This is a genomic window from Coleofasciculus sp. G2-EDA-02, from assembly GCF_040226375.1.
Lineage (GTDB): Bacteria > Cyanobacteriota > Cyanobacteriia > Cyanobacteriales > Coleofasciculaceae > Coleofasciculus.
The window spans coordinates 1-11788 of record NZ_JAVKEW010000263.1; the positions used below are offsets into that span (position 1 = coordinate 1).

11 protein-coding genes and 1 pseudogene are annotated in these 11788 nt (G+C 45.6%); 7 read left to right on the top strand and 5 right to left on the bottom strand.

Annotation, left to right across the window (positions count from 1 at the left end; all coding sequences use genetic code 11):
* Window positions 1-143 precede the first annotated feature (143 nt).
* The 3 genes and pseudogenes from RLO19_RS30305 to RLO19_RS30315 all read left to right on the top strand — a co-directional run.
* Window positions 144-914: pseudogene (locus tag RLO19_RS30305) on the top strand (CHAT domain-containing protein); the annotation flags it as partial.
* A gap of 55 nt (window positions 915-969) precedes the next feature.
* Window positions 970-1344 (top strand): hypothetical protein, encoded by a 375-nt coding sequence (locus RLO19_RS30310; RefSeq protein ID WP_446361395.1) that lies wholly within the window; start codon window positions 970-972, stop codon window positions 1342-1344.
* Complete coding sequence (locus RLO19_RS30315) at window positions 1337-2974, top strand: hypothetical protein (protein WP_446361397.1); 1638 nt, start codon at window positions 1337-1339, stop codon at window positions 2972-2974. The genes RLO19_RS30310 and RLO19_RS30315 overlap by 8 nt, the downstream gene beginning before the upstream one ends.
* A 54-nt stretch (window positions 2975-3028) precedes the next feature.
* Here RLO19_RS30315 and recG read toward each other — a convergent pair whose 3' ends face one another.
* The 5 genes from recG to RLO19_RS30340 all read right to left on the bottom strand — a co-directional run bounded on the left by recG (window position 3029) and on the right by RLO19_RS30340 (window position 8691).
* Window positions 3029-5113 carry an ATP-dependent DNA helicase RecG gene (recG, locus tag RLO19_RS30320; protein ID WP_446361399.1) on the bottom strand — a complete coding sequence of 695 codons (2085 nt, stop codon included), beginning with the start codon at window positions 5111-5113 and terminating at the stop codon, window positions 3029-3031.
* 272 nt (window positions 5114-5385) lie between these two features.
* Window positions 5386-7095 carry a relaxase/mobilization nuclease domain-containing protein gene (locus tag RLO19_RS30325; protein WP_446361401.1) on the bottom strand — a complete coding sequence of 570 codons (1710 nt, stop codon included), beginning with the start codon at window positions 7093-7095 and terminating at the stop codon, window positions 5386-5388.
* Window positions 7096-7199: 104 nt separating this feature from the next.
* Entirely contained in the window at window positions 7200-7571 is a 372-nt protein-coding gene (locus tag RLO19_RS30330; protein WP_446361403.1) for a hypothetical protein, read from the bottom strand.
* 77 nt (window positions 7572-7648) lie between these two features.
* A complete protein-coding gene (locus RLO19_RS30335) occupies window positions 7649-8176 on the bottom strand; it encodes a hypothetical protein (RefSeq protein WP_446361405.1) in 528 nt (175 codons plus the stop codon).
* Window positions 8177-8496: 320 nt separating this feature from the next.
* On the bottom strand, window positions 8497-8691 hold the full coding sequence (locus RLO19_RS30340; protein WP_446361407.1) for a hypothetical protein: 195 nt from the start codon (window positions 8689-8691) through the stop codon (window positions 8497-8499).
* 58 nt (window positions 8692-8749) lie between these two features.
* Between RLO19_RS30340 and RLO19_RS30345 the strand changes: the two genes are divergently transcribed.
* From RLO19_RS30345 to RLO19_RS30360, 4 genes are all read left to right on the top strand, one after another.
* Entirely contained in the window at window positions 8750-9931 is a 1182-nt protein-coding gene (locus RLO19_RS30345; protein WP_446361409.1) for a ParM/StbA family protein, read from the top strand.
* Window positions 9924-10382: a hypothetical protein gene (locus RLO19_RS30350; RefSeq protein WP_446361411.1), complete on the top strand. Its 459-nt coding sequence runs from the start codon at window positions 9924-9926 to the stop codon at window positions 10380-10382. Before RLO19_RS30345 ends, RLO19_RS30350 begins: the two co-directional genes overlap by 8 nt.
* A gap of 85 nt (window positions 10383-10467) precedes the next feature.
* Window positions 10468-11313: a mobilization protein gene (locus tag RLO19_RS30355; protein WP_446361413.1), complete on the top strand. Its 846-nt coding sequence runs from the start codon at window positions 10468-10470 to the stop codon at window positions 11311-11313.
* On the top strand, window positions 11310-11660 hold the full coding sequence (locus tag RLO19_RS30360; RefSeq protein WP_446361415.1) for a DUF6753 family protein: 351 nt from the start codon (window positions 11310-11312) through the stop codon (window positions 11658-11660). Before RLO19_RS30355 ends, RLO19_RS30360 begins: the two co-directional genes overlap by 4 nt.
* The last annotated feature ends 128 nt before the right edge of the window (window positions 11661-11788 follow it).

Consider the following 11788-nt stretch of genomic DNA (forward strand, 5'->3'; position numbering starts at 1 on the left):
TTTGGGGTCTGCATTCCACCTGTTTCATTACTTACTTGAGGCGTGACCGGACTCCGAAGAGTCTTTTCCATGAGGGCATGGGGTGTGAATCCCATGGGGGAGTCGGCTCCCCGTACTAAACGACCTTTTCAGGTCGCGCAAGCTTATTCCTAGTTCCCTTTCCAGCACTGCAAGACAAAGAGGGTAAATTCTTAATCGAACACCACACGATTCTGACTGCTCCCTCCATCCAAACACTGGAATTAACCCGTCAGCAACGACAACGAGTAGGAACAATTCACGAATCCCCTCTACAAAGTCAGGATGTGTTGGTTGTAGGTAATCCGACAATGCCAACAATTCCGCTTACAGAACCGCCCAAGCCATTACACGCGCTACCAGGTTCAGAAGCAGAAGCAGAAGCGATCGCATCTCTCCTCAATACCCAAGCCATCATCGGCGACGCAGCCACTAAAATAGACATTGTACAGCAGATGCCCAAAGCACGGCTGATTCATCTAGCAACACATGGGTTATTAGATGATATCAAGCAGTTAGGTGTACCAGGTGCGATCGCTTTAGCCCCCTCCGATAACGATAATGGCTTCCTCACGGCTGGCGAAATCCTGGAGATGAAACTCAATGCTGAGCTGATTGTCCTGAGTGCTTGTAGTAGTGGTCAAGGCAAAATCACGGGCGATGGCGTAATCGGATTATCGCGTTCTTTATTTGCGGCTGGTGTTCCCAGTGTTATCGTATCTCTTTGGTCTGTTGGGGATAAGTCAACCCAGTTTTTGATGACCGAGTTTTATCAAAATCTCCAGCAGGGGATGACTAAAGCTCAATCCCTACGCCAAGCTATGCTTACCACAATGCAGCGATACCGCCGTCCCAAAAGTTGGGCTGCATTTACTCTCATCGGGGAAGCCATCTGATATTGCTCACATGAGAAGCCACACCCTCTTTGCCAATTATCTCTAGAGTTTTACAATGACCTTCACCCCTGAAACTGCGCCGCCTGAAGTACTGATAGAAGCCTTTGTCGAGCTGTTATCAGATAAGTTTGTGTTTTCGCCTGACTACGCCTCAGCCCTCCATAAACTGAGCGATAGCCTCTCAAATGATGCTAATGCGATCGCTCAACAGATTAAAACTTGGTGCCAAGAGCGACCAGAAATCATTGAGGCTTTAGAGGATAACCTCAGCCACAGAGGACAGTCCGGTTCTATTCCTTCTTCCGACAAACAGTACAAGGAATTGCTGCAAAACTCCATTCGACAGAGCTTCCCTTCCCCTTCGTCACCACAATCTAGCTCCAATCCCTCAACACAACAATCTCGCTCCAACTTATCAACCCATGACTGACTCTAAATCAGGGTGGTATTTGAAAGCCCCCTGCGTCACCCTCTATGCCTTTCATCTGCGTGACGAGATTTCCAAAGACCCCACACAAATTAATGCTAATCATCTGTGGGAACAGTGTGTTGCATTAGGAACCGCAGATAAGCTCAACGTTGCTGCGCTTCGCTCCTTACGAACACAACTACTCTGTTACAAGAAAGACGATCCAGACGGCTACGATCCAGCACTTGAAAAACCCGATCATCTGCCCAATCTACCCTTGTTGAAGAAATTACCTAGACCAGGGGAAGACCCTTTCTTACGTTTCCCTGTAGTCACTGAACCCGGTACTCCCGACCTCAAAGGTGAAATTTATCCACAACGGATTCGCGATACTTATGCTGTAGACCTCAGCCTGCGTTACCTACAAACCGTAGAAATTGACCAACTGAGACACTTTAACCCGAACAATTGCCTATTACCTAGTAATATCCAAGCTTCCCTCGGTCAGACGCTGGTCATTTTCGCCAATCCGACTTGTGGTATTGACAACTATGAAGTTATTGCCAATGAATGTATTAATGCTTTTTTGCAGGATACCAACCGACCCCAACCAGAGTTAATTGCTACGGGTAAACTCTTCGGCAGTCCCATTTTTGAATATGACACTAGCAGCGTGAACCCTCTTGAGCAGTGTCATGTTCTAGTGTGGCTACAGGGGCATCGAGTTTGGCCTAAACGTCATCCTGATACCATAGCTCTCTCGGAGAAGGTTTATCACAAGTTTTTCCAACTGCTGTGTTGCCGCAGTAAAATCCTCTATGCCTATCATCAAGCTCGTCTGTGCAATCGTGAAGCGCGGAAGCTGTGTAGTCAGATAGAAAAGAGAGTCAACGAATTTGGTCAGATGAAGGCAGAATCAGAAAATCCGGAAGAGCGAGCGAAGCGTGTTGAGGAACTGAAGGCATGGTTGATAGAGATTCAGCAAACTGGATTCCACTACGCTCACCGCTTGCGTGATATGGAAGACCATAAAACTGCGATCGCAATCAACTCAGAAAACTATTGTTACTGGCTCAGCCAAATTCGCAACTATAGTCTACCAGAAGATGACTTAGATTTCTTAGAAAATTTCCTTAACCGCATCTGCAAGCACTTTCAAGAACAGATTCAAGTAGATTTGCGCTACCTCACTCCAGCTCAAGCGCTATTCCAGCAGATGATTGACACGATTAGAGGCATTGTCGAGATTGAGGCTGAGAAACAAGCACAAGAGCGCGAGCAAAAACAAAAGGAACGCGATCGCAAACTCCAAGATACAATTCAATGCCTGGGTGTCGGTATAGGTGCGGCCTCAATTGTTGCCTCCACCACTGGCTACCTGACACAGAAAGACTCAGTTCCTATGCCTTTTAACTCCTACCCCATGCATCCCTTCACCTTGTCCCTTATTCTCAGCGTTGTTGCTGGTGGAGTTTTCTATGCAGGCGCTTGGTGTATTAGTGGATTCATTAATCCTCGCCACGATAAAACCGCAAAATTACAGGGTAGCGTTAACAAAAAGCTTCTCAATTCTGCTAAGACATCGATTTCAGAACAAGTGACAGGAGTGCTGCACAAAGCAAAATTTCCGACCCAAATACCAAGAAAATAACAGGGGCTGGTCTTTTAGTCCCCACATCACAGCAGCGACTGCCTTGGGAAAAGGTCAGTTAAGAGAATGATTCCAACTCATCAACCCTCGCCTTTTGAGTTCTGCAACCATCAATGGATGTCCTTCTAAATGGGGATTGCTCTTAACAAGTGCTACTGCCATTTCACGAGCTAAAGTCAGCAAATGCTCATCATCGAGTATATTCGCCAGAGCAAATTCCGAAATTCCCGACTGGCGATAGCCCATCACAACTCCCGGTCCCCGCAGCCGCAAATCCATCTCTGAGATAAAGAACCCGTCAGTGGATTGTTCCAAAACCTCAAGACGTGCCTTAGCTTCTGCTGTTTTACTGGTATTCAGCAGCAGGCAATAGGAACGGTACGAACCCCGACCCACACGACCTCGTAACTGATGCAGTTGAGCTAAACCGAAGCGTTCAGCATGGTTGATGAGGATGACTGTAGCATTTGGGACATCCACTCCCACCTCAACAACAGTAGTGGAAACGAGTATTTGGGTTTTGTTGTCGCGGAATGAATTGAGGGCGTCATCTTTCTCCGCTGATGTCATGCGACCGTGCAACAATCCTATCTTAAATTCGGGGAAGATTTCCGTTGAAAGTCGCTCGTATTCTGCTACGGCTGCTCTTAAATCTAGCTTGTCTGATTCTTGCACCAGGGGGAGGATGATGTATGCCTGATGACCTTGAAGTACCTCATGACGGATAAAATTATATGCCGGAGTGTCTTTATTAAGCACTTTCGTGTGAATCTTCTGTCGCCCAGGCGGTAACTCGTCAATTTGACTGACATCCAAATCCCCGTGCAAAGTTAGTGCTAAGGTACGCGGAATAGGAGTCGCGGTCATCGTTAGTACATGAGGTCTATTTCCTTTGTTCAATAAATCCTGCCGTTGTTGTACCCCGAATCTGTGCTGTTCATCAATTACTACCAGACCTAGTTTATTGAAGTTGACTTTCTCTTGCAGCAGTGCATGAGTTCCTACTAACAGGGAGAGTTCACCCGTCTCTAGTTGAGCGTGGATTTCTCGGCGTTTAGCAGTTTTCGTGGAACCCGTCAGCAATTCCACAGAAACACCAAGGCGTTCAAACCACGGGGTAATCTTCCGATAATGCTGTTCAGCTAGCACTTCTGTCGGAGCCATGAGTGCGGCTTGGTAGCCAGACCCGATCGCAGCAAGAATTGCAACGACAGCAACAACAGTTTTACCACAGCCCACGTCCCCTTGTACCAATCGGTTCATCGGTGTTTTAGACGCCATGTCGTTGAGAATATCGTTGATGACCCGACGTTGAGCTAAGGTGAGCGAAAAGGGGAGTTGAGAGTAGAACTGTTGGATTAGATGACCAGCAGGAGTTATTTTTGTATGAGCTGAGTGTGCTAACAGCCGATGGCGACGCAGGAGAAAGGATAGCTGAAGATAGAAAAACTCATCAAACACCAGGCGACGACGGGCAGCTTCGAGTTTGGTTTCGTCTGGGGGTTGGTGGAGGAAAGCGATCGCTTCCTGCAATTCTATCAAACCATGTTTTCGTCTCAGAGGCTGGGGTAGGGGGTCAATCAGTAGATCGGCGACTTCTAAAGCTGAGGATACTGCATCTTGTACTGTTTCGTTACTGACCCCTTTTGTTAAGGGATAGATTGGGATAATTGAATTTTTCGTATTTCTCGCTTCATTGAGGTCGATTAATCGAATTTCAGGGGAAGTTAATGTCATTCCGCAATACCGATCTTCCTTGACTACTCCTGATACAGCAACAAGGCTTCCAGTGGTGTAGATTGAAGATTGTTCGTTTCTCCATTGTTGAGACTGGTAGTAGGGATGGTTGAAGAAACGCTTGCAGGTGATGTTACCTGTTTTATCCTTGACGATAAGCGTCTGGATAGTTAATCGGAGATTTTTAGGTGAAGTGACTATCTCGTGTTTCCTAATCTTGCCCACTATTGTCACAGAATTTCCTATTTTTAGGTGAGATATTTTGACTCGTCGATACTTAATGTAGTCGCGGGGAAAGTAGAGCAGCAGGTCAAAAATGGTCGTAATGCCAAGTTTTTTAAGCAGTCGGCAATTATTTCTGCTTAACCCTGATAGGTGATGGATGGGTGAATGCAGGTTCATGGTAATGGTGTACAATTTAGCCAATCTAAGAATTGGGGTTTAACGCTTTCAATAGGCTGCGTTAGCAGCGATGAAGTAGTGGCAAAAACCCGCCAGTGGTTCAAACCACTGTCTCATAGCTGGCATTCGTCTAAAGACGACTGGACAAGAGTTGTAGTCCATTGAAATGGACTTAAGCTATGACGCCGGAGTTTTAACTCCGGGCGGGTTTTCGGGTTTACTGACAAAGGTGCAAGATCTCAGGGAAGACATGAACATTAGAGTTTAATGGGTTAATCTAGGCTCAAGCCCGAATTGCGATCGCATAACATCTGCGTTAGCGTGTCACTTGTTTCATCAAGTTCAAATGATTGCTTTTCCGTTTCTTGAACCTGGGCTACGAGTATCCCATTCCACCCATTAATACCAGGATTTATTCGTTTGGCTTGGGGTAGTAGTTCGAGAATTTCCTTGGACAATTTTTCCCCGAATTCATCTCCTTTGAGACCGATTACTAGAGTGGTAACATCTTCAAGAAAGTCTTTCGGCAAGGAAGATAGGGTATCGATGCTTAAGTATACAGTCGGTTTATTATCAAAATCGGGGTCTAGGGCGATTACAGACAGGAGTTCTACTGGATTGCTGGCAATAACGGCTCTTTCAATATCGTTTTGAGTTGCTATCCAAAACACTCCTTTTTCGCTGTTATCATCCTGTCGGGACGATACTCCCGTGTTACCGTCAATGGAAAATTTTCCATTGGAGTCTAAAGTGCAGGTTCCCGTGTAATTTCCTGCCAGTGTGCGGAGAGTAAATACAGCACAGGTCTGTTTATCTGTGTCTATCCATCCTTTGTCGTGTACCAAATCTACCAATTCGGGGGGTAGGCAGGCTCGTTCTATTAAGTTTTCTCGCACGGACTGCCAGTGAAGAGTTAAGTCTACCTCGTCGGTTTCCTGGTTTAACAGGTCAGTGTTGGATACATCTTCTGATTCAACAGTTGGAGAATTTTTACGGCTTTTGTTAACCTCAGAAAGACTTGTGGCGTTCTCTTCTTCTCTGATTATGTAAATGTCTGGGTCAAGGTGGCTGTTCGCCAGTAAAATTTTGTCACCACTGCTGCTGTTAACTGTGCCACCTGTAGTATCATCATCTGTACTTCCTTCACCATGAGGTTTACAGTTCTCTGTTGGCAAAATCGGGTTAGGTGCTGGAGTTTGCCATTGTGCGATCGCTTCAGAATCTATGTCAGGAGAATAACTGACCCTTCTATAGTTTTGAAGTCCCCTGAAGGTGTAAGCTTTGCCTAAATGGGTGCCACTAAACCCTATTTCACCAAGTTTATAGCTAATGCCCAATTCACCAGTAGGTGTGGGTTCTATGTTTACATGGATGCCTTGTTCCGTGAGTCGGTCAATTAGAAGAGGTATTGTAGGACTATCAACAGTTGCTTGATCCAGTGCTGTTTGTAATTGTTCCCGTGTACTGATTTCCCCGGTTCTCGCTAACCATCGGCGTTCGCCAGTCGTAGGAGAACGTCGTTCTTTGTCAAAACTGCGAGTAGCTGGTGTTAAATTATACTTTTCTTCCAATTCTTGAATTAACTTTTCGCTGCGTAGATAGTTCCAGCTATCGGATACGCAAGTGCCTTTCTCATCCAATTTAATGCGGCTGGCTGCAATGTGAATGTGGTCGTGGTTGCGGTCGGTGTGTCGGATAATGGCAAATAGGTTTTTATCAAGTCCCATTCCTTCCAAGTAGTCTCGTGCGATCGCACGCCATTTGGCATCAGGTATATACTCGTCAGGGGGGACGCTTAACATGGCATGGTAAACGGGTTTTTCGACTCTGGGGTTGAGTTGCTTGGAGAATAGAAACTCAGCAGCTAATTCCTCTGGTGTTTCTCCCACCATGTTTCCTCCAATTAGTGAAGATCCTTCTTTGGAGAAGAGGTACTTGAGCAGTCCTGTGAAGCTTTTACCTGTTATTTGTTTGCCAATCATTTTTGAAAAGGGCGTGCAGGCTTTAGAATAGTCAGTCACTACTGAAGATGACTGTGAGTAAGGTAGGTTTTCTTAAACTAAGCTGGGTTAGCTACGTCCCAGTCTTATTCTAAATCTTCATCGGTTTCGGGTAAATCAGTTATTAAATTTATATTCATTTGTTGCCACTGAACTTGTTTGAGTAAGACTAGTGCTTTCTCAATAAGCTCTTTTAGTTCTGCTGGTTCGGTTATTTTTTCTCCCGTCCATAACGCTTGCTCAGTGGCTAGAGCAATCGGTTTGAGTTGGAGATTGAGTTCTGCTAGTTTATGGCAGAGAGTTGCACTGACTAATCGGGAGCGTTGGCTTCTTAAAGTCTTATAGCGAAATAGGTTGCTGACATTTGTTTCTAAATCTTTAGCCATTTGCTCTGCCAGTTGAAATTCTTCTGGTGTCAGGCGTATTCCTATTCTTTGAATTCGTTTTTGTCTTGACATAAAGCGTTAGTTATGATAATAATAATTTAACAATTCTGAGTGCATCGCTTTTTTGTTGAAGTTCGGACATGAACGTGTCAGTCATCCTCTACTTCAAATATGTGTCCGCAGCGATAGCAGCGGTAGGAATGCAGCCATCTGGTCATAGCAGGAAGATAGACTTGTTTGTAGTACTGTGCGTTGGCTTTATTTCGTAAGTTGAGTAATAGGGCGATCGCTACAATGACGACTACGATACCTGGGATGCCAATTACGCTGAGTAGCTTCACCCAGCTATCGTCTTTTTCAAAGCCAATTGCTACCAGGAACATACTCCACAAGCCGTGCAGTAGAATTAGGAGTGCGAAAATAGCGATCGCTACTGCTAAATGCTCGTATTTTTTCCCAGCATTCCCTTTTTTGGGTGGGGCTACTGCCTTGGCGAGTCTCGATTCCATTCTTCTGGTTGCGCGGACTGTTCCTAACGCAGACCCGATTCTCGTGTTGCTGTAGTTGAGTTGACTGTATCTTCCAGTCACGGTTGTTTCTGAGACTTCTTCTTCATAGATGGCTGAGAGTTTTCTTACTTCTCGGCTGTGACATTTTATGCATTTGAGTTGCCTCATTATGACACCTCATTTTCAGTTTCATTAAAAGGGTGGACTATTAACTAAAACTTGTCATAATGCCTGACAAAAGGAGAAAGGCTGTGGTTGGATGGTTCACTCCTTCCAATGGAAAATTTTCCATTGCAACGGGAGACTAGCAGCCGCCGTTGAGTAGTCTGGTCGTCTTATCCCTTCCCGGCGGTTAGATACCGAATGTCAGCATAGCCAAGACGCTGGCATTGAGCCATCCTCAAAAAGGAGTGTGTATCGACTGTTAGGGAGTTTCGCCGTTTGTACGCCCATTTGATCTAGCTTGCTACCCAGAGGGCGGGAAAATCCTACGTCTTGAGTTCTATTTGTGTGGGGTCTGGGATTCGGACAATCGGCTGAGGGAGGTGAGGTTTGAGGAGGGGTAATAAGTAATAAGTGCGTTCTGATTCTTTAATAGCCGTTATTTTCCAGGCTTCTTTTGAAGGTTGAATTGACAGGAAGCGTTGTGTGCCGCAGGCATACACAAGGATATTTCCACACATCTATTACGAGCGGGATTGCTCTTTTACGACTCTTTACATCTCATTCCCAACCAGTGACATGAGTAAAACTACTACCACACCAAAAAAACCTGAAGTTACCGTGGCGTTTGATTACGGGGGGTCGCTCACCAAAATTATCTACACGGGGTTGGACAGGCAAGTTCGGCTTTTGTGCATGGAACCGGAAGTAGTATCTGTACCCCGTGAATCGATTTTGGCTTATGCCAGAGACCAGTTGGGTTCAGCTAATCCAGAAAACACGGCTTGGGTTGCTTTCAGGAATGATTATAAAGCAGTCGGGTATCTGGCGAAACAGAGGTTCCACGCCAATGCGGGGCTATCGCAACTCAAGTATGAGCGGGCTTTGCATAAAACCCTGGCAGCGATGTGGGTGATCAAGGAAAAGTTGAGATTACCTCAGAATTTTACAGCGGCGATCGCGGTGTTGCTGCCACCGGGAGAATACGAAGACCGGGGCAGGTTTGAGCGGGTGCTGCGGGAGGCTTTAGTGGAGTATCAGACGCCTACGGGTCGGATGACTGTGGAGTTGTTGGCGTTTAATTGTAAGCCAGAGGGCGGTGGAATCTATTTGATGCACAACAAGAAAGTCGGTTCTGCCTTGAAAGAACGGGTGTGTGCGATCGCCATGATTGGCTACCGCAATGCCAATCTGCTGGTTGCTCAACGGGGAGATGTTAGACCCGGAAAAATGAGCGATTTGGGCTTCATTCGTATGGTGGAGAAGGTGGTAGCCAGGACTTCAGGGCAGATTGCTGAGCGATTAACTCCAGCCATTGTAGCAGCGGGAGTGGAGTTTAAGGCTGTCCCTCTGATGCGGTTAGCCCGCAGCAGTACCAGGGAAAGACGGGCAGAGGAAGTGCAGCAGATGATAGCCGCGATTAAGGAGGCGCGTCCTGAATACCTGCGGAGTCTTACCAGTTGGTTGGATGAAAACTTGCCGCCGGATTGTGATGAAATCGTGTTCTCTGGGGGGACGGCTGATTATCTCAAGAAGGAGTTAAATGAACACTACGACCGAACTCCAATTGTTTGGAATGCGGAAATGTCTATTCCATCTGTTTTAGACAAGAAAGGATTTGGGAATCGGTTGAGTGATGTTTATGGGATGTTTTCCTATTTCAAGGGGACTTTGAAGAATTCGTTCAATTCAAATCGTTCTGGACAAAGTGATCCATCACCAAAAGACTCTACTTTACAGGAGGCTGTTGCTCATGGCTAAACAACAAGAACGAGTTGATTTTAGTTGGCGGTATCAGCCACTCAAGTCCACAGCGGATGGCGTGTTACTGTCCCACGTTAAATACAATTTCTTAATGCCTCCCAGAGAGATGATTCTCCAAGCCTTGCGTCCTTACTGGCTACCATTAGCGTATCAAGAAAAAGGGGATACAGATGGGGTTGTGTTGGAACGGATATTCAGGAATGCGGTGTACGCACTGGAAAAGCACGCCCTTTATTTGTGCGATCAAGGTGGGATTGATTATCCCCGCTCTCCGTTAAGGGAAGCGCCTGTTCAGCCGTCATCATTTTTACTAGAAGCACGTCCTCGTCGTGAAAATGCGGCGCGTATTGCTACGGTTTCTAGTAATCTTCCAGGTAGGGTATTGACTACGGATGAAATGTTTGACTTAGTGGGTGGTGATGATTTTGATGATTCTGGATTCTCGTGAAAGTAGCTCACTAATTAATAGGGGTGTGTTGGGGGTAAGACAGGCAGATTATTGCCTACAGATGTGAAAATTATGGTGTTGAACGATGGCAAGTAGAACTCGAAAATCGAAATATCAAGTCCAACTAACAGATTCTATCACGGAACAGGAAGGAAAAGCAGGAGATTTATCTATGGAAGCCGTTCTAGAAAACTCTAATCATCTTGGTGAGTATGGGTTGGAGAGTGTTGAGAAAGCTGCCACTAAGATTCATTTGGTTGATGGAGAGAAGGGAGGTGTTGGGAAAAGTTTATTGACTAGGGTTTTGATTCAGTATTTTTTGGACAATAAATTTCCTTTTGTGGCTGTCGATGCAGATCGGTCTAACCCCGATGTGTCTCGGATTTATGAGAGTGTTTGTCGGGAAGCTCTTTTTAGTGAGGATGAGAAGAAGTTCTATGAAGCTGACCGAATTTTTGAGTGGGCTTTTGAGACTAGCGTGATTGTCAATTTACCGGCTCAGATTTATGCGTTGGTAACCAACTGGATTGAAAAGAACAATTTGATTGAGTTAGGTAAACAGTCGCAAATCAGCTTCTGTAAGTGGTTTGTTTGCACGGGAGGCTATGATAGCGTTCAGCTCTTTTTGAAATCGGTACAGCATTTTGAGAATAGAATGGCTCATGTTTTAGTCCGTAATTGGGGACTGGAGGATGATTGGAGTTCGGTGGAAGAAATGGAGGAGGTGCAGAATTTGATTAAGAAATACGAAGTGAAGGTGATTGATTTTCCCAAGTTTTATTCGCGGGAAAGGAATGCAATTGATGCGAGGGGAATAACGTTTGAATTGGCAAGGACTAGTCAAGAGTTTGGGGTATTGGGACGGCAACGGATTAAGTCGTTTATATTGTCGGCTTATGAGGCGTTTGAAACGACGGGGATGCTGCCGTGAGTTTGAGTGCTGTTGATACTAAATCTTTGCTGGATATTGCCCTGGAGGGGCAATCGGAGGAATATAGGCGAAAGGTTTTGGAGTTGGCTTTTAAGGGGAAGATTGAGCCAACTGACCCGATATTTCTGATTTTACTGGCTACGGGTCGATTGGAAGTGCTGATTCAAGAAAGTCCCAAACCGGAGGATTTTGAGTTGGCATTTAATCGATGGGTGACGCGAATTAATAAGACTTTGGCAACTTATGAACGGGTGGCAATTGAGAAGCAAGAAGGGCAGATTGCTGAGGCGGTTAATTCTTTGGTGCGTCAGACCCAATTGACAAAAGTGGCAACGCTGAAGGGGTGACAAGCAGCTCAAAAGCTTGGCAGATAAAGCATTTCCCCCCTCAAGCCTCAAAAAGATGGCAGCTTATTGACAGGTTTATTGATAATGAAAAGTGGAATGATAATGATAATCACCTGCTTTTCTGAGTA